The sequence below is a fragment of the Lentilactobacillus hilgardii DSM 20176 = ATCC 8290 genome, from assembly GCF_000159315.1.
GTDB lineage: Bacteria > Bacillota > Bacilli > Lactobacillales > Lactobacillaceae > Lentilactobacillus > Lentilactobacillus hilgardii.
Map to the genome: position 1 here is coordinate 13,714 of NZ_GG669998.1, position 18,481 is coordinate 32,194.

General features: G+C 37.9%; 23 protein-coding genes. All 23 read left to right on the forward strand.

The window, feature by feature from the left end; translation table 11 throughout:
• Positions 1-66 precede the first annotated feature (66 nt).
• The 23 genes from HMPREF0519_RS11385 to HMPREF0519_RS11485 all read left to right on the forward strand — a co-directional run bounded on the left by HMPREF0519_RS11385 (position 67) and on the right by HMPREF0519_RS11485 (position 18,475).
• Entirely contained in the window at positions 67-417 is a 351-nt protein-coding gene (locus tag HMPREF0519_RS11385; protein ID WP_003636375.1) for a VRR-NUC domain-containing protein, read from the forward strand.
• A gap of 2 nt (positions 418-419) precedes the next feature.
• Positions 420-833, forward strand: a complete 414-nt coding sequence (locus tag HMPREF0519_RS11390) for a hypothetical protein (RefSeq protein ID WP_040472820.1) — start codon at positions 420-422, stop codon at positions 831-833.
• A gap of 5 nt (positions 834-838) precedes the next feature.
• Complete coding sequence (locus tag HMPREF0519_RS13120) at positions 839-1,318, forward strand: YopX family protein (RefSeq protein WP_050768682.1); 480 nt, start codon at positions 839-841, stop codon at positions 1,316-1,318.
• Positions 1,319-1,503: 185 nt separating this feature from the next.
• Complete coding sequence (locus HMPREF0519_RS11405; protein ID WP_003636381.1) at positions 1,504-1,716, forward strand: hypothetical protein; 213 nt, start codon at positions 1,504-1,506, stop codon at positions 1,714-1,716.
• Positions 1,713-1,907, forward strand: a complete 195-nt coding sequence (locus tag HMPREF0519_RS11410) for a hypothetical protein (RefSeq protein ID WP_003636384.1) — start codon at positions 1,713-1,715, stop codon at positions 1,905-1,907. Before HMPREF0519_RS11405 ends, HMPREF0519_RS11410 begins: the two co-directional genes overlap by 4 nt.
• Positions 1,908-2,018: 111 nt before the next feature.
• Complete coding sequence (locus tag HMPREF0519_RS11415; RefSeq protein WP_003636386.1) at positions 2,019-2,348, forward strand: hypothetical protein; 330 nt, start codon at positions 2,019-2,021, stop codon at positions 2,346-2,348.
• Positions 2,349-2,379: 31 nt separating this feature from the next.
• The gene (locus tag HMPREF0519_RS11420) at positions 2,380-3,276 is read left to right on the forward strand and encodes a hypothetical protein (protein WP_003636396.1); all 897 of its coding nucleotides are present in this window, start codon (positions 2,380-2,382) and stop codon (positions 3,274-3,276) included.
• Positions 3,254-3,721, forward strand: coding sequence for an HNH endonuclease (locus HMPREF0519_RS11425; protein ID WP_003636397.1), 468 nt, complete (start codon positions 3,254-3,256; stop codon positions 3,719-3,721). Before HMPREF0519_RS11420 ends, HMPREF0519_RS11425 begins: the two co-directional genes overlap by 23 nt.
• A 655-nt stretch (positions 3,722-4,376) precedes the next feature.
• Positions 4,377-4,895, forward strand: coding sequence for a phage terminase small subunit P27 family (locus HMPREF0519_RS11430; protein ID WP_003636406.1), 519 nt, complete (start codon positions 4,377-4,379; stop codon positions 4,893-4,895).
• On the forward strand, positions 4,895-6,739 hold the full coding sequence (locus HMPREF0519_RS11435; RefSeq protein ID WP_003636408.1) for a terminase TerL endonuclease subunit: 1,845 nt from the start codon (positions 4,895-4,897) through the stop codon (positions 6,737-6,739). Before HMPREF0519_RS11430 ends, HMPREF0519_RS11435 begins: the two co-directional genes overlap by 1 nt.
• Before the next feature lie 110 nt (positions 6,740-6,849).
• On the forward strand, positions 6,850-7,014 hold the full coding sequence (locus HMPREF0519_RS13955; RefSeq protein WP_003636410.1) for a hypothetical protein: 165 nt from the start codon (positions 6,850-6,852) through the stop codon (positions 7,012-7,014).
• A 13-nt stretch (positions 7,015-7,027) separates the two neighbouring features.
• Entirely contained in the window at positions 7,028-8,176 is a 1,149-nt protein-coding gene (locus HMPREF0519_RS11440; protein ID WP_003636411.1) for a phage portal protein, read from the forward strand.
• Positions 8,157-8,858, forward strand: coding sequence for a head maturation protease, ClpP-related (locus tag HMPREF0519_RS11445; RefSeq protein WP_035180823.1), 702 nt, complete (start codon positions 8,157-8,159; stop codon positions 8,856-8,858). Before HMPREF0519_RS11440 ends, HMPREF0519_RS11445 begins: the two co-directional genes overlap by 20 nt.
• 3 nt (positions 8,859-8,861) lie before the next feature.
• Positions 8,862-10,103, forward strand: coding sequence for a phage major capsid protein (locus tag HMPREF0519_RS11450; protein ID WP_003636415.1), 1,242 nt, complete (start codon positions 8,862-8,864; stop codon positions 10,101-10,103).
• Between the two features lie 63 nt (positions 10,104-10,166).
• Positions 10,167-10,457 carry a head-tail connector protein gene (locus HMPREF0519_RS11455; RefSeq protein ID WP_225428963.1) on the forward strand — a complete coding sequence of 97 codons (291 nt, stop codon included), beginning with the start codon at positions 10,167-10,169 and terminating at the stop codon, positions 10,455-10,457.
• Positions 10,447-10,809: a phage head closure protein gene (locus HMPREF0519_RS11460; RefSeq protein ID WP_003636420.1), complete on the forward strand. Its 363-nt coding sequence runs from the start codon at positions 10,447-10,449 to the stop codon at positions 10,807-10,809. Before HMPREF0519_RS11455 ends, HMPREF0519_RS11460 begins: the two co-directional genes overlap by 11 nt.
• Entirely contained in the window at positions 10,802-11,200 is a 399-nt protein-coding gene (locus HMPREF0519_RS11465) for an HK97-gp10 family putative phage morphogenesis protein (RefSeq protein ID WP_003636422.1), read from the forward strand. The genes HMPREF0519_RS11460 and HMPREF0519_RS11465 overlap by 8 nt, the downstream gene beginning before the upstream one ends.
• Positions 11,200-11,589 (forward strand): DUF806 family protein, encoded by a 390-nt coding sequence (locus tag HMPREF0519_RS11470; RefSeq protein WP_003636425.1) that lies wholly within the window; start codon positions 11,200-11,202, stop codon positions 11,587-11,589. The genes HMPREF0519_RS11465 and HMPREF0519_RS11470 overlap by 1 nt, the downstream gene beginning before the upstream one ends.
• On the forward strand, positions 11,590-12,252 hold the full coding sequence (locus tag HMPREF0519_RS11475; protein WP_003636428.1) for a phage tail protein: 663 nt from the start codon (positions 11,590-11,592) through the stop codon (positions 12,250-12,252).
• Between the two features lie 59 nt (positions 12,253-12,311).
• On the forward strand, positions 12,312-12,551 hold the full coding sequence (locus tag HMPREF0519_RS14630) for a phage tail assembly chaperone (protein WP_003636430.1): 240 nt from the start codon (positions 12,312-12,314) through the stop codon (positions 12,549-12,551).
• 34 nt (positions 12,552-12,585) lie between these two features.
• Positions 12,586-12,690: a phage tail tube assembly chaperone gene (locus HMPREF0519_RS14635; RefSeq protein ID WP_267878693.1), complete on the forward strand. Its 105-nt coding sequence runs from the start codon at positions 12,586-12,588 to the stop codon at positions 12,688-12,690.
• Between the two features lie 44 nt (positions 12,691-12,734).
• Positions 12,735-12,899, forward strand: a complete 165-nt coding sequence (locus tag HMPREF0519_RS13960) for a hypothetical protein (protein ID WP_003636432.1) — start codon at positions 12,735-12,737, stop codon at positions 12,897-12,899.
• A complete protein-coding gene (locus tag HMPREF0519_RS11485; RefSeq protein ID WP_003636433.1) occupies positions 12,899-18,475 on the forward strand; it encodes a phage tail tape measure protein in 5,577 nt (1,858 codons plus the stop codon). Before HMPREF0519_RS13960 ends, HMPREF0519_RS11485 begins: the two co-directional genes overlap by 1 nt.
• Positions 18,476-18,481: the final 6 nt, after the last annotated feature.

The following is an 18,481-nucleotide window of genomic DNA, read 5'->3' on the forward strand; positions in this document are numbered from 1 at the left end:
TCATATTAGCAAAAAACGTAGCTTGTTCTTAGAGCGACAAGGAATACAGCAGCTTAATCATCCGTCATGTTATCCGTCATAATTATTTGGAGGCGTATAAAGATTAAATCAGAACATGAAATTCAAACAGAAATTCTTTTAGCGTTATCTCGACATGATTGTACTGTTTGTCGTAGTAATGCTGGAAAAATTAAAACTGATGATGGCAGACGAATTATGTTATTTCCGAGAGGCTGGCCGGACATTACCGGTTTTGAACATCACAGTGGAAAAATGATTTTGATTGAAGTTAAAAATGAACGAGGTAAGTTACGTGATGATCAGAAGCGGTTTGCAAAATTTATTAAGCAATATCCAGTGTTATATGGCGTTTGCCGTTCTGTAGATGACGCGTTAAAAATAATTGGAGGTAAATGAAAATGACAGTAAAAATTGCTGATAAGGAACTGTTTAAAATGTACCAATGCGCAATGGCAGAAAATATTTCTGATTGGAAGCGAGTAGCAAAATTAGCTAAATTTATTGATAAATATGCTAATGATGATGTTAATTCTAATCGCGATGATTTAGCTAACGTTGTGGATGCAATCTTAAATCATGAAAAGGTTGAATTATCCGTTCCTAAATATCGTTTGAAGATGAATGGTATGGTTGGAAATAATGGACAACAGTACGTTTCTCGAAGAATAGATGATCAAGGTGGATATTTTATCTGTGGAGTTCGCAACCCGCACGTTTGTCGAGGCGAAATTACGCAGCAATTTACACGTGATGAAGCTGAATTCCTGAAGGATTTATTAAATAACTCAAGTATCCAAAGTGTGGAGGAGTGACGGTAATGAGCAGAGAAATTAAGTTTCGTGGGGTTGCCAAGGATTTAAAAAACGTTGATGTGGTGCCACACAAAGGAATCTTTGTGTACGGGAACCTAGTGCATGGGAACCTAGTGCATGATGATGCCACTGATGGACCTGATTACATCGTTGGCAACATGGTGGAAGCAGATGAAGAATATTGCACACTGCATTTCTGGGAACCGATTGAAAAAGGGTCAGCAGAGCAGTTTACCGGTTTAAAAGATAAGAATGGCAAAGATATCTACGAAGGCGATATTCTAGCCTGGCATTCAAACATTTGTAGAAAGCATGATTGGGTAGGATTAGTTCTGTATCGCGGAGCTGGATTTGCGGTACAAGAGAGCGATAAGTCCTATAGTTCACCAGAATGGCTGGATTGTGCTTGCCGTAAAGATGCTAATATCATTGAAGTCATCGGAAATATCCACACGAATCCAGAACTATTGGAGGACAAAAAATGACATAAAAAAGGTAATTCCATGTGTGCCAATGGATTTGAGCTTAATGCATTTTACCGAGAAAAAAGAAAACAGCGAGTAGTACATGATTTATAAATTAAAAAAGTGGCATATTTTGATTTAAGCGTGCCAAAGTACCGGAGAAAAATCAAAAAAACGGCTGTTTTTGCAATTAAGGAGGCAGAAAAATGAAGATTTATTGTTATCTTATTCCAAGGTTCACGTTTGTAGCAGAGGATCGTGTTTTTAAAAAAGATGAGAAATATCCAGTTTATAGTCGGGGAGACTATTTCACACTAGTTGGAGAGAACGGAGAATTTAATTTCACTAAACGAGGTCTTGATCTGACTATTAAAAACTGGAAAGATCAAGTTAACGTCCAAACGGAGGCAGAAAAATGAAGATTAGAGTATCGGACGTTTTCGATAACGTCAACGACATTCGCAAAGATATGTCAATCGGCATGAATGAAGAGATTAAACAAGAATTGGCAGAGAATTTGGGAATTGGAACCTTTGAAATTGATCAAGTTTTAGAAAATGCACAGATTTACTTCGATGGCTCTTTACTGAATAAAGTTATTGAGGTGTAAGGTATGAGCGGTGATATGAAATAATTGAAGTCCCACTTCGGCAAACATACAAAACCGTGATAAGATTAATCCCACATGAAATGAATATATTACAGATTGGATGGATTAAAAATGAATGAACTAGTTAAACGAGTAATTGAATTAGAAAGTCAATACAATGGTTCAATGAATAATGTGCCAGCAAATAAGTTGTCTAGTTTGCAAGCTTATGCTAATCAAATAGCCCCAGAAAAAATGGTCAAAAGTACTCGGAATGCTGTTAGAAGTAAGCAGTATCAACGTTATTTCTTGATGAAGTTAACTCAATTGGTTATTAATGGCAATGATATTAAAAATATTCAGAAGCAATTAAATGCTGATGAGGTAATTAATATGCACGGAGAACGGATGATGAGTAAATCTGCTGTACTAAAAGCTATGAAATATCATCATTTGGTGTAACAGTTACTTCAAAATTATTGGTGGTGATCCTTTGAAAGATGAAGTGTTAGTTAATTCAATTACTAATTGTCGAAATTTTAGAAATGGGGTTAATCGAATCCATTATGCGATTTATTGTTCGACTAATGATGCATTTAACTTACTATTACAGCAAACACTAAAACGAGTTCATTACTGGGAGTGCAAAGACAAGGCCAATTTAATTGCGGCTTTTACTGATGAGAGCAACCCTGAATTTAAAAATAAACAATGGGCAATTACCTATGCTGCCAAAGATGTAGTTGAAGATTATTATGGTCATAAAACATTATTGGTAGAGGATTTTGATAAATCTGATGAACTCGGTCAATTAGAACCTATTAATTGTCGAAGTTCAGTGTCGGTTGAGAATTCATTGGTAAATAAGGTTAGTTCATTATTTCCGACTAATAAAACCAAAATGTTTGTCAAAAGCTTGCTGAAATATGGAAAAACGGCAACGATGGATATTTTTTCAATGACTGAGAAAAAATTTGAACATGCATTGTATGATCGAATAGCTTACGTTAAATCCAATGCACAACTGTTTAACACAAGGTTAAACAGTTTTGATCATCAAGACGTGTTAGATAAACTAAAGATATTAGGCGATTTTGAATATTGCCTTAATAAATACATTGATCCGATGACATTAAATAGCGAGGTTCACACTTTATTTATTGATAATAGTGATGTATTCAATGATATATTCGATTATGCAGCTAAAGTATATGGGATGGAATACCAGGGCATTGTTTGGGAATCGTTTGGGATGATTAATGATCATGAATTAAAACTAGATGAATACAAATTAATTGACTCAATAATTGATTTGCAACAAGAATTAAGTAGACAACTTTTGCCAACAAAAGGACAGGTGAGCTTATATGAAGCTACATATTTGTCATGAAGTTGGCTGTCAAGCATTGATACCAATGAATAAAAGATATTGCGATAAGCATTCCATTAAGCATCAACGACCAGGCAACTTGCGTCAGCGTGCAGTCAGTTCTGCAAGAAATCGGGAGTACAATATGTATCATCGTGATCCAATAGCTAACGGTTTTTATCATTCCCAAGAGTGGACTAAGATTCGTAATTATGTGGCAGCTAGGGATTATTATCTAGACGGTGTGACTGAATTGCCAGTTGCAAACGATAGAATAATCGTTGATCATATTATTCCTAGACGTCTATTGTCTCGAGACAAATGGTTGGATGTTGACAATCTTTGGTGTTTATCGCCAGCAACGCATAATATCAAAACTAAACTAGAACAATCGATGAGGGATAATCAATTAAAACATTGTGATAAACGCTGGTGGATTAAAGTATTATCCAAACGCATTAAATAACCATTCCCCATTTGTGGGAAGTTCCTAATAAGACGGATGGTATTCTGTATGGGGTGGGTACCAACTGGCGGATGGTGAGTACCGGTTATAGAAGGGCACCATCCAAAAAAGAAGGCCACCATGAACACTTCCTTAAATAATTTCTGAGATTCAAAAATCAATCTGTCTAATTTTTAGAATAAGAGATGGCACCATCGTTTAAAACGTCGAAAATAATTTTAATTTTTTCAACAACGTTGAGGCGATATACGTGTACAGAAAAAAATCAAGTAGAAAATATTTTTTTGGAATTTGCCAAAAATGATAATGATTGGGAAGTTCCTTAAGACATCCCCCGGGTGGTCAAAGCTTAGGGGAGCGCACGCCCAGCAGTAGCGCACGTTAAAAGTTGTAAATTCAAAACTTTTTTATGGGCTTACTATAACTGGGTGCACGCAATTTCACAAATTGCTTATATGAATAACCCTACTATAATGACTATGTATATTTTCCTCCTAAAAGTTAATATAATTAGACGTTTTTTCACGATTGTAGGGTGTATACGTTCGAACAGTGTGTTTAATGATTTTTTTGTGATTCATTAGTCTAAATGAATCAGATTGAAAGAGTCCCTATTGGGGGGGCTCTTTTTTATTGCTTGGAGGTGAACTAAAAAATGCCAAAACAAATGAAACTAACTACAGACAAGCATGCTCGCAAGGATCAGCGAGTTAGAACTCAAAAACTAATAACGGAAACTTCTGGAATGGATTTGATTCAAAAGAGTTGTCCAAAATATCTGTCAAGTTATGCGCGAGCAATGTGGACGAAACTTGTACCAATTTTGCAAGCATCAGGATATGTTAAACAGGCCGACAAGGGAACAATTGAAGCGTTTTGTATTAACTATCAATTATTGCGGAAAGGCTATGACTCAATTAAAACAGATGGTGTTGTCACCAAAGTTTCTAAAACTGTGGTCAACCAACGAACTGGAGAAACATATGAAGACAACGCAGGCTGGAAACGTAATCCGGCATCACAAATTATTGATTCTGCTACGGCAAAATTAAACAGCTTAGCACACGAATTAGGCTTAACACCATCTGCACGAGCCTCATTACTGCAACTCTCAGATGACAACGATGAGGAACCCAATATTAAAGAGATGTTAAATGGGGGAAGTGAGTTTTAGTGGTACAGGAATTTGATTTTACTCAAAGAAATACTAACTTGGATAAAATATTTCAGCAGCTTGATGGGAAAGGCTACTTTGATGAAATCAAAAGCAAATACCGTGATCCGGCCACTGTTTATTGTTACCGGGTATTAACTGGTCAACAGTTAGCCTGCAAAACAATTAAACTAGCAGCGTTTAGACATTTGAATGATTTAAAGCGATCCACGGAAGGTAATTTTCCGTATTACTATGATTTGGATAAATGCCGAAATATCTGTAACTTCGCACGCATGTGCCCTGATGTTTCTCAAAACAAGCCAATACCACTGATGATTTGGCAACAAGCAATCTTGTGCCTTTCTCAGGGATGGCGAACAAAGGAAGACAAGCAAAAGCGATTTGAGCGATGTATGGTTTCAGTGGCTCGGACTAATGGCAAGTCATATTTATTGAATATCTTGATACTTTACGCTTACTTGGTCGAGGATAGTGACCAGTTTAACGCTGATTTGTGTTACTTGGCACCAGTTGATAAGCAGTCTAAGAAGTCTTGGCGTTACATTAAACAGACTTTTAACAGCTTACAAGAAATGCCTGGATTTCGTAAATTAATCAAGGATCAGAATATTGCGATTAATGATGATGTTTTGAAATCCACGAAGACTCAAAACCAGATATTACGAATGACAGCTGGTAGTGCACAATTAGATGCCTTTCATTTTCTCTTTGCCACGGTGGATGAATACGGGGATGAAAATTTTAATTCGGATGTGATTTCTAAAGTCACGTCTGGACAAGTTCAAACTAGTAACCGGCAAACATTTTTTATCAGTACGGCATACAGTAACCCTAAAGTCCCGATGTATAGTGATGTTAGACGACTCACTAAGGCGATGGAAAAAGATTCTAACCGAACGGAAGATTCAACGTTGGCATTAATTTGGCAGCAGGATGACCAAGATGAAGTTGATGATCCAGAAACATGGGTGAAAAGTAATCCATTACTAGATTTACCGGCTAAGCATGATACCCTACTGAAAGGGTTAATTAGTGAACGTGATTCTAAGCTGGAAGACGGTACGCTAAATGATTTCATTAACCGTAACCTCAATATGTGGTTGCAGACTGCTAAAGATAAATATTTGAAATTAGAGGATATACAAAAGTCAGTTGTTTCTGATTTCGAAATTGATAATCAAGATTGCTATGTGGGTTTTGATTTATCGCATGCTTCAGATGATACGGCTTATAGTTTTGTTTTCCCACATTTGAATGGCGAACAAAAGAAATATTTCATCTTGCAGCATTCATTTGTTCCGTTAGCCCGAGCAGATAATTCCATTATTGTGAAAGAAAAACAAGATGGAATTAATTACTCAAACGCAGAAAAGTTAGGCTTTTGTGATATTTCGCAAAATTCTTATGGCTTAATTGATGAAGATTTTGTTGGGCGCTGGTTCCTGGATTTTGTTAACGATCATCATTTGAGAGTCAAAGCGTTTATTTATGATCCTTATCAAGCTAGCGTAATTACTGATTGGTTGGATAATAATATGCCAGAAGTGCCTTTTATTACTTTAAAGCAAGGGACGGTTAGTTTGAGCTCGCCCACAGTATTTTTGAGAAATCAGTTTATTGCGGGAAATATTGAGATGTTGGCTGATCCGATTTTGCAAACCTGTTTGGCTAATGCTGTGACGATGGCTAATCCGTATGGTATTAAAATAGATCGAACGGCTCTGACTTCAAAAATTGATTGTGCTGATGCCACTATTGATGCCATGTCTCAAGCCTTTTTTATTTTGAAAATCCTAATCATGGTCTTAAAGAAGATAAAAAGAATCCCTTTAACGGGATGAGCAATGAGGAAGTCAACGAATTTTTTACCAGTGATCAGTTTAGTTTTTAATATTTTCAACATTTAGTGGGTGATATATGTAGTGGATAAATTATTTAGGAGGCAGATTAGTTGAATCTGAAACAATGGTGGACAGGTTTAATCACTAACCTGTCTTTTATATTATTTTTATTTGGATTAATTACTTTTGTGATTGCAGCAAGTTTAATCAATTTTATTGTTGGTTGGGTAGTTGCTGGAATTGCTTTAATCGTTTTAGCCTATGTCATTTCTTGAAAGGAGGCGTTGAATGCTGAATCCCTTTAAAAATTTTATGTCAAAACAAACACAGTCAATTAGTACAGCTGGTTATTCACCATTCATGTTAAACGGTGCGCTACTATCAACTAACACTGTGGATGCTGACGGGGCGTTACAAAACAGCGATATTTATGCGGTGATTAACCGAATTGCGGGTGACGTAGCCAGTTGTGAATTTAAAACAGATCAATATAGCAACATGTTAAATCAGCCCAGCACGCTATTGAGTGCATATAATTTTTGGCAAGCAGTTAGTGCTCAAATGATGTTAACTGGCAATGCCTTCGTTCTAATTCAACGAAATGGTAACGGTAGCCCGGCTGGATTGGCCTTAATTCCGTTTTATCAAGTTAGTATTACTTTAGATAATCAGCAAAATGTTCTCTATTATACAGTTAATTACGGCGATGACCGGGGACAGGTAACTTATTTAGCTGCCGATATTTTGCATTTTCGGTTGTTCGTTTCGGGGCAAGTTGCTACTGAACTAGTCGGAAGCAGCCCATTAAATAGTTTGGTTAAAGAAATTAATATCCAGAATTATAGCAATCAATTGTCATTAAGTAGTTTAAAAAATGCGATTGCACCAAGCTATACAATTACGGTTCCAGCAGCCAAATTGGAACCGCAGGCTAAGGAAAATATTAGAGAATCGTTTGAAAAACAAAATTCTGGTGCTAATTCTGGTCGACCAATTGTTTTGGATCAATCCGCTCAGCTTGATTCATTACAAATTAATCCAGATATAGCCAAATTATTAAATAATGCCACGTTTAGTCAGACCCAGATTGCCAAGGCTTTTTGTGTTCCAGATAGTTATTTAAATGGTCAAGGTGACGAACAATCATCAATTGAGATGATTCGTTCTTTGTATCAAAATAGTTTGAGCTTATACATTCGACCAATTGAATCGGAGTTGTCGTTGAAATTGGGAATTGATATAAAAATGGATATTAATTCGGCTATTGATGTTGATCATCAGCAATTAATTAGTAATATTACTAAATTAAGTACTGGTCAGTCACCAGCATTAACGCCGCAACAAGCGCAAACAATTCTGAAACAAGCGGGGGTTTTTCCTGATTTGAAAGTTTCAGCAGTGGAAGGAGGTGATGATAATGACAACAGTACCAATTAAAGGTGTTGTATCTAGTGATGATGATGCTGAAGTATATGAATTCTTTGGCTATTCAACAGTTACTCCTTCCGCAGTTAAAGATGCGTTAAGCACTGCAAATGGTCAAAATATTGTTGCCGAAATTAATTCACCGGGTGGCGATGTGTTTGCCGGTTCTGAGATATATACCGCACTTAAGAATTATACCGGTAATGTGGAAGTTGACATTGTTGGATTAGCAGCGAGTGCGGCCAGTGTCATTGCAATGGCTGGTGATACGATTAAAATTTCGCCAACGGCTCAATTAATGATTCATCGGGCTTCCACTGTATCTCAAGGGAATGCAGATGATTTATCCAGCGATTTACAAGGCTTGAACTCGACTGATCAATCAATTGCAAATGTTTATGTACAACGAACGGGTTTGGATCCGCAAACAGTCATGCAAATGATGGCCAAGGAAACTTATATCAATGCAAAAGATGCCGTTGAACAAGGATTTGCAGACGAAATGATGTTTGACGATCAACCAGCCAAAGTTACTAATATGCTCTCGCCGGTTATGTTGAGTAATCAGGCAATTAGTAAAATTAAATCATTGTTAACCAAAGTAAAAGAAAAGCCTAAAGAAACTAATAGCCAAACTAGTGACCAATTGCGATCACATAAGTTGGCTATTTTATTTAAGAAAGAAGGAAATTAAATTATGGATTTAAATAAGCTGCACGATGCTTGGCTTGAAGCTGGTCAAAAAGTAACGGACCTTCAAGAAAAGCGTAATCAAATGGCAGTTGAACTGAACGATTCTCCTGAAAAATATTCAGATGAGGATCTAACTAAAATTGCTGATTCAATTGATAAAGCAAAGAAGACCCGAGATTTTGCTAAAGGTGCATATGATGATGCCCTGGCAACTGCTAAATTAGTAAAGCCTGATAAACCAGCTGCAGGTGGTCAAAAAGATGTTACGCCAAAAGACAAGCCTAAGTTTATTAATATTGTCAAGGGAGCCTTAAAGGGTGATCCAAAGTTTTTGAATTTGATGTCTAGTGGACTTGATGCCAACGGAAATGGTGTTGGCTTGACAATTCCAGAAGATGTCCAAACGGCCATCAATAATTTGAAGCAAACCTTTACGTCGCTGGAGCCATTAGTAACTGTGGAAGAAGTTAGCGCACCATCTGGTTCACGAGTTATTGAACCACGTCAGTCAGTGACCCCATTTGCCAACTTGGATGATGAAACAGCCCAAATTGGGAATAATGATGATCCGGCATCTTTCAAACCATTAACTTATAAAATTCATCGCTATGCTGGTATTTCTAGCATTACAAATACTTTGATGAATGATAGTGATGCAAATCTATTATCATATTTGGAAAACTGGATTGCCAAGAAAGATGTTATTACTCGAAACAGTGAAATTTTAAAAGCGTTGGCTAAGTTACCAAGCACACAAAAAACCACAGTTGATAGTTTTGACGCCATTAAGGATATTTACAACAAGGAATTGGATCCACTGATTTGGAATGAATCTGCATTTGTTACTAACCAATCAGGCTTTGCTGTTCTGGATAAAGTCAAGGATAATAACGGACAATACGTCATTCAACCTAACCCGCTTAATCCATCACAAAAAATGTTGGCTGGTAAGACAATTACAGTTATTGCCGATGCCTTTCTGCCCAATGATGGAAACAGTTTCCCACTTTACATTGGTGCTTTGACGGAAGCTGTTCGTCTATTCGACCTTCAGCAGATGTCTTTGTTGGCCACCAACATTGGCGCCAGTTCTTTCGAAAATGACTTGACTAAGATTCGTGCCATTGATCGCTTTGACGTTGAGTTGTGGGATACTGAATCGGTCATTTATGCACCATTTACCGGATTAGCAGATTTAACTCCTGCTGCAAAGACTAGTGGGACTACTAGTTCAACTGGCAAGTAATTTAAATAAGTCGCCAATGAAATAAACAATACAGTGATGGGCGGCTGTTAGGAGGGGTGTCATGTGACGGTTAATCCGACAGAATTAATGGATGAGTTGCATATTGACCAAAGTCCGACTGAATTAACGACTGTTACCAATTTGATTAATGAGGCAACTGAGATTATCAATCATTCAGTCAGTTCAACTGAAACCCAATATCAAGCCTCATCAATTTACGACCTAGCAATAAAAACACTGGCAACTCAATTATATTATGATCGGGAATTATCTAAAGGGATGTCAGCTGGTTTGTTGATGATGCTAGATCAACTCCAAGGAATGGTTTCAGGAAGTGATCCGGATGGCACTTAATAAATTTAGTCCGGAGCAGTTTAATCGGCAAGCCCAGTTTGGAACGGCTTTACCAACAATTAATCCTAATACTGGTGCATCAGGAACGCAATTTAAACCACAGTTCGTGTTATGGTGCATGCCTTATACGCGAACTAACACACAGAACGTTTCGCTTTTGGGAACAGATTTTGAAGATACTATTCAAATTGTTATTCGACACAATCCGTTAATTGACAAAGGTCTGCTAGTTCAATATCAAGACCAACTATATCAAATCGTTAATTTGAGTTTAGATGATAGCAATAAAATTGTGACTTATGACATTTTGACTCTACAGATTAATGAGAGGGTTGGTAAAAAACATGGTTAGTATGGCCGAACAATTAGACGATTATTTAGCGAAAATAAAACGATTGGTACCCAACCGGGCGGAAAGAACTATAATCACTAAAGCCGGTGCCGATGTTTTACAAAAGAAATTAGCTGATGAAACTAAACGGCTACATTATAGTAATCGAATTGCTACCGGAAATGATCCTCACTTGGCTGATAGTGTATTAGTTAGTTCGAAAAATATTGATGGTGATGTGGATGGGACAGCGACAGTTGGCTGGGTCAAGAAAAAAGCAGTGATTGCTCGCTGGCTAAATGATGGCACTGTTTACATTGTCGGTGACCACTTTGTGGAAAAGACCCGTGAGGAAACTCGTTCTGATATATTAAAATCTGAATATATTAAGTGGAAGGAGCTGGGTCACTAATGGAATTACCAGTTATGACTGTTTATCAGTTAATTCAATCTTTGCACTATGGTTGGATTGACCAGCTTTATTCCATGAACATTCCTCCCGGAGCTGATACTTCTGGAAAGCAGACTATTGTCTTGATTACTTCCATTACTGAACCGTTGGGCGGATATCGGAACGATCAATTTAGTAATATGCAAGCTAATATTCAAGTTCAAATATTTTGGAAAAAAGATACACAAGAAAATATTTTTAATGAAGAAGTTGCCCTAATGAATAATTTGGAAAATCAGGATTGGCTGGTTAGCTCACATGAACCTAATACGGTGGATCCAGACACCGATCAAGTTATGGCAACTTTTTCAGTTACTAAAACAATTACAATGAAGAAAGAAGGATTTTAAATGTCAACACATGGTATTAAAGATGTCACCTTTGGTTTAGTTGATGCTAATGGTAAATTACTGACTAGCGATGCAGGAGTAGGAACTAATGGTATCTATTTAGTTGATGGCGATGCTAAAGGCGCTACGACGGCCACAGTTTCTGGCTTGGAAGCCGAGGGTACTGTAGCCTATGCTAATGATGAAGCAAAACGAGTTTCAAATGGTCAGGCACAACCAGAGGTCGCATTGGAATTCTTGGATATTGATTTTGACGAGTTGCAAAAGCTCAAGGGATATATTCAGGATGCGGCTAATGGTGGTTGGACACGTCAATTGCCAAAGCCCCATGTAGCAATGTTGTTACATTTTCGTTCTCTTACGAATATTGACATGTATGAAGGCTTTGCTAACGGCCAATTGATTGAAACTGGTAGTTCCCATGCAACGGATAATAATGCCGAAACTGATGCCAATACGGCGTTAACTTACCAAGCATTAACACCAGCTGACAATACAATCTTCAACGGAGAACCGTACAAGATTTGGATGTCTCAAGATGCTGGCTTTGATAAAGCCAAAATGCTGGCTGAAGTCTTTGGTGGTTATTCAGCAACTAGTGGATCAACTACCGGTGGCAGCACCAATGGATCTACCACAGGCGGTACAACACCAGGAAAATAAATTAAGGCGGGGGTCGTTCCCCCGTATACATAACTAAATAAAATAAAGGAGTTTTGATCATGAAAATTAATATTACTCGATTAGGTTTACGTAAAAAGTCAGCTGAGGTTAAGACTACTGTAGGAGTCGTTGAGAAAGCACAAAATTTACAAATTCAATTGCTAAAATCGGATTCAATTGACTTTACTAACGATGATCCACTAGCAGTTTTGGAAACGCAAAAGAAAATGGTTCAAGGACTATTACAATTTATGATTGATATTTTTAAGTTGACTGATCAAGAAGTTGAAAAAGATTAAATCCACTTTGGATTTCACGGATTTTCAAAATTTCATGGCCTATGTATTATTCCGGTTTCAAGGTATGAGTGATGAAGACTGGGAGACTGTCACCAAACAGCAAAGTGAGGAATCAGCTGACCCAAAAGAAAACAATTAAGATTAGCTAAATTAATCAATGATTTAAGCATATCCCAACAAGATATGCTTTTTTTTAAACAACAAATGATGAAGCAAGGAATCTTACCAGATGAGTTAAACCGACAAGATTACTTTGAATTTATGGCAGTCTTAAATGCTAAGGATAAGAAGAAACAAGTAACAGATCCGGTTGTCGAGTTATTAAATAAACGAAAGGGGACTGACTAATGGCTACTATTAATGATGTAATGAGTACTTCAATTCGCTTGGATGCAGTACAACCAGCACGGTCATTAAAGACTTTAACCAATTACATTAAAGCTAATACCAATGCATGGCGTTCTCAGGAGGTGGCCTTAAAGCCTTCTGGAGATAAACTAGATGCTTTAAAAACTAGGTATCAAGGAATATCAGAAGAAATTAAAGGTTATAACTTAAAAATTGATGAGTTGAAGCGTCGACAGTCAGGCCTCGATCAAACGACCAATCAAGGTTCAGAAAAATATGCCAAATATGCTAATCAGATTGCTAAAGCACAAGAGAAGATTGCTGGATTAAATGATCAACAGTCTAAGGCGGAAAAACAATTTGAATACCTTAATTCAGGACTATCTGGATTACAGCGCAACTATCATAACCTTAATCAGGTAACTAATTCTTATGTGGATGCGCTAAAGGCTCAAGGAAAGATTAACCAGGCTGGTCAAGTAAAGCTTAAAGGCCTTAAGGAAGGATTGAATAGCTTATCTGATCAGTACAGATTACAAAATAGTGAACTCAGTAAAAACTCACAGGCTTATAAACAAGCCCAGTTGGCCTATGAAAAACAACAAAATGTTGTTAACCGCCTCGCCAATGATACCCACAAGAATGCGGATGAATATGTTCAAGAAAAGGAAAAACTTAATCAATTAAAAGGGAGCTTGGATATTGCTAACGAAGCCTTTAACACCCAACAAGTGCGAGTTAACAAAACAGCCACTTCACTAGCCAATGTCCGTTCAGATGTTGTTAAGTACGACTTACAAGTTGGCCACATGAGCGATGCAATGGTTCGATTAGGCGATAAAGCCAACATTGCTAAAAACAAATTTAAAAATTCATTTGGGTCAATCAAGGGTAGTTTGCTAGGTGCCAGCGTAGCGATGGGGACATTGGGAGCAGCAGCTTTTTCTGGCGCTAAAAAAGCAACTGAACTTCAAAATGTTTATAAAGTAAACCAAAACTTACTGGTTACGGGTGGCGACAAGGCTAAAACTGCTATTAAAACCGTGACAGAAATGCAAAAAGACGGGGCTAAGTACGCTCTTAAATATGGAGTTAGTCAAAAAGAGATTGCTGATCAATACCAAGATCTGATCAAGCGTGGCCATACAGGTGCTGAATCATTAGCGGTTATGAAAACTGAACTGCAAGCCAGTGTGGCTTCTGGTGATGACTTTAAAGATGTGGTTAAAGTATCAAGCCAAGCGATTGAAGCATTTGGCATGAAAACCAATAATACGGCAAAAATGATGCACAACACTAAACGTGTAGTCAATGCATTAGCTTATTCTGCTGACATGACTGCTACTGACTTCCACAGTTTAGGCAAGGGCATGGAATATGTAGGCGATTCAGCTAATAATGCGGGCTTTAGTATTGAGCAAACTTCTGCTGCTTTAGGTGAATTGAGTAACCATGGCTTGGAAGCTGATAAAGCTGGGACAGGTCTGCGAAAAATTATTACTAGTTTAGCAGCTCCAACAAATTCAGCTATGGGCGCTTTAAATGAAATTGGAATTAAATCAACTAAAATATTCCAAACTGCCAATGGTAATTTCAAAACGTTGCCTGCAATTTTTAAAATTATTGAGGAACATACTAAAAAACTTGGTGGAGCTGATACAGCGCGCATCTTTAAAAATGTTTTTGGTCAAACCGGCATGCAAGCAGCTCAAATCTTAGCTAAATATAATGGCCAATTGGCTGATTTAACCAACAATGTTTCTAAAGCAAGCAAAGCTGGGACTTACGTTCAAAGATTAGCTAACAAAAATGCTCAAACTGCCCAAATGTCTCAGAAACGGTTTAAGCAAGCCTGGGATCAATTATCAATTATGTTTGGGTCTAAGTTGTTGCCATATATGACAAAAGCAGCTAATCAAATGACCAAGCTCTTTGGTGAAAAAGGCTTTCAGAAAGATATTGGTAAAACGGCTACTTTAACTGCACATGTGGCAGGAGGAATCGCCAATATTGGCATTTTTGCTGTTAAACATTATGAAGGTGTCAAGCGCTTTGGTGAAGCATTAGCTGCAATTTGGGCAGTTGGCAAAGTTTATAAATACTTTAAAATATTTAGCGACCTTACTTCTGTTTTTAGTGGTCAAAAGCTAAAGGTGAACCGATTGACATCAGCATATGATGATCAAACTCTAGCCATTGAACGTAACACTAAGGCTAAAGAAGCCAATGTGGATGCTGGGAATGAAACTAGCACAGTTGATGATATTGCTGATAACGCTGGTGGTGAAGGTAAGGTTGCCGAAGATGCTGAAAAAGACGGTAAAACAGCGATTCACGACATAGATGATACAAGTAAAGTCACCGAAGATACCGGAAAGATAGGCCGATTCGCTAAATTAGCTGAAAAGTTTAAAGGTGTTAGCAAATTCGGAAAGGTTGTTGCAGGCTCTGTAGGTGTCTTAGACGTTTTAAATTCAGCAACTGATTTAATTGGCATGAAAAAGAAGAGTGCCGGTTCACACATTGGCGCTGCTACCGGTTCATTAGGTGGTACTGCAGCAGGTGCAGCAATCGGGACAGCTATTTTACCTGGAATTGGTACAGCTGTCGGAGCTGGCTTAGGTGGACTAGTGGGTGAAGGCGTTGGCCGTAAATTCGGCAAAGCTATTCAAAAAGGACTATCGGCTCAAAAAATTCATGTACCAAAACTATCTGCCAAATCTTCTTTCAAGAAACTTTCTGATGAAGCGACAAGCTATTATAAAAACCGTGAAGCTCAGGACAAGAAGAACTTACAATTACTTTATAAAAACGGGGACATTACTAAAAAAGAGTACGAAAAACGCCTGCAAATTATTAAAGATGAAGGATCTAAAGCCAACCGATTAACTCTGATGAGTCAAAAGGATCAGCAGGCAATTGCCAAATATTATGCGCAATCACGGCAACGACTAACGGAATCATGGAATGAAAAGATTTTAAAAGCTGAGAATAAATACGGTAAAGGATCCGTTCAAGTTGAAAAGTTGCAGAAGGAAAAGAAAGAAGCACTTGAAAAACAACATCTTAAATTTGCTACGAAAGTAACTGCTAAGGAAGCCGAACTGCATACTACCTTAGCTGGCCAGATTAAACTGTCTACTAATAAGATTGCTAAAGATTATAAAACGCTCACTGAAAAGAGTAAAAAATATTCCAAAGAAAAAATGATTAAATTGGTGGCTAATGCCGATGAAGAGCAAAAGTCTGTCAGTAAAAAAGCCAACGATGAATATCATAGTGTCTATAACGCTGCTTGGAAGAAATATAAAAATACAGTTAAAGTAGCAGATGAAGAGTACAAGGGAAATAGTTCGGCTGCCAAGGCACAACGCCAAAAAATTATTGAGGAGGCTCGTAAACAAAGAATTGGTGTGATTAATCATGCCGATAAACAAAAAAACGATTCAATCACTAAAGCAAAACAGCAGTCTGATAAGGTTTACGATTATGCGCATAATCAAAATCAGAAGGTAACAGCTCAGGCTGTTTCTCAATATGAGAGTATTAAGAAAAATAATTCCAAAACCAAAGACAATTACAGTCTCTCCTGGCATGGCATCTGGAAGTCAGTTGGTAATTGGATTGGAAAATTAGTTAATGGGATGAATAAGAATGCCATTTCAGCCCAGAATAAGGTCTTTAAACAATACGGTGGTTCACAAACCCTAGATCAGATTCCAACGGTAGCCTGGGCAACAGGTACCGGATTATTGAAAAATGGTTTATTAACCCAACCAGTTTTGGCTAAGCTTAACGATGGTCACGATTCACCAGAAACACATAATAAAGAAATCATTGTCCACGCAGATGGGCAATTAGAACCAGTTGAAGGTAAAGATACTCACCGGTTCCTAGAAGCTGGTTCCGGCGTTTTAAATGCTACAGAGTCTAAGATGTTAATGGCTTTAAATGGCATGCAGCACTTTGCGTCAGGTACTGGTTTATTTGGTGGTATCGGGAAACTCTTTAAAGGCATTTGGGGTTCTTTAAAGCAGAAGTTGTCAGCGTTATCTCATATTGCTAAGCATTCTGATGCAACCTTCAAACAAGCTTTTCAACCTAACTTTGGCGATATAAAGGGAACTGTTGGAGAGAACTTTGCCAATATGTTTGGCAAACGCGACAAGCAACAGGGTTCGGTTTGGTGGGATACTGCCTGGAATATGCTACATGGCATGGTTTCCGAAGGCGGTGGTCAGACTGATTCAGCATTTTTGAATGAAGCTAAGAAATTGGCAAATCGTGCCCATCACCGATATTCTGAAGGCTCTAATGTCCGCTTAGGACCGAATTATTATGATTGTTCTGGCTTAGTTTATGAGACTTTGAAACACATGGGAATTACAGTTCCTGGTGGCTCGACTACTGTCCCTGAATACAACTTTTCTAAGCCTGTATCTTGGAAGAATGCGAAGACTGGTGATTTAGCGTTCTTCGGTCGTAGAGGAAGTCAACACGTTGGTATTGTGGTTGATAATAGTGGCTCTGGGCATATGTTCAGTGCCGAAAATCCAAAGGACGGGATTAAATATTCTACCATCAAGGGATTCGGTGATTTTGTTGGGATCCGAAGAGTACCTGGATTAATTGACAAAGTTAAAAAGTCAACTAAATCTCATAAACAAAGCTCCGGATTACAAGCACTAGTAAAGTCACAATTAAAGAATTCTGGAGTTTGGGGTTGGGTATCAAAGAACTTAAAACCATTATGGCAAAAACTGTTTGGTAGTTTAAGTAGTTTTGGATTAAGTGGCGATGTGGCGGCTAGAGCCAAAACCTTAGCAAAAGCGTTGAAAAAACTAGATCCACGCGCAACCAAGGCAGGAATTGCTGCAATCCTTGGCAATTGGGAATTTGAGTCGGGATTAAATCCTAATGCAAGAAATTCATCTGGTGGAGCTTCTGGGCTTGGGCAGTGGTTAGGTGGTAGACTGAATCATTTGAAATCATATGCTCATCGTCATGGTGAAAACTGGCGCAATGCAGCTACCCAATTAAAGTTTGCGTTAAGCGATGACAGTTCTGATTCTTCTGTATTTAAACGAATCCTCGAGGGTCACGGTTCGATCACTTCGTTAGCTAGTCAGTTTTCTGAAGATTGGGAACGTGGTGGCTATACGGGGCAACACGTTAACGGTGCGAAGAAAGTTGCTAATTATTTAGGATATGCGAATGGCGGCTTAGTTGATCAAGAACAGTTAATTAAAGTAGCCGAACGTAATAAACCGGAAACCATCATTCCATGGGATATTAATAAACGAGGACGAGCCTATGAATTGCTAGCTGATACTATGGCTCATTTTAAGCAAACAGATCAGCACACCAACCAATCAAGTAATTCAGATGGTCAGGCTGTCAAAAGACTTGAAGCTAAGTTTGATACAATGATTAAACTTATGAGTCAATTGGTCGATGGCCAAAACAATCCGATTCCGGCAGTAGTGACTGACAAGCAAGTTGTTCAGGCAGTCAATAAGCATAACAAACGAACAACGGCTAAGAATAATTGGGGAAGAGGTGTAACCTTTGGCTAATAACGA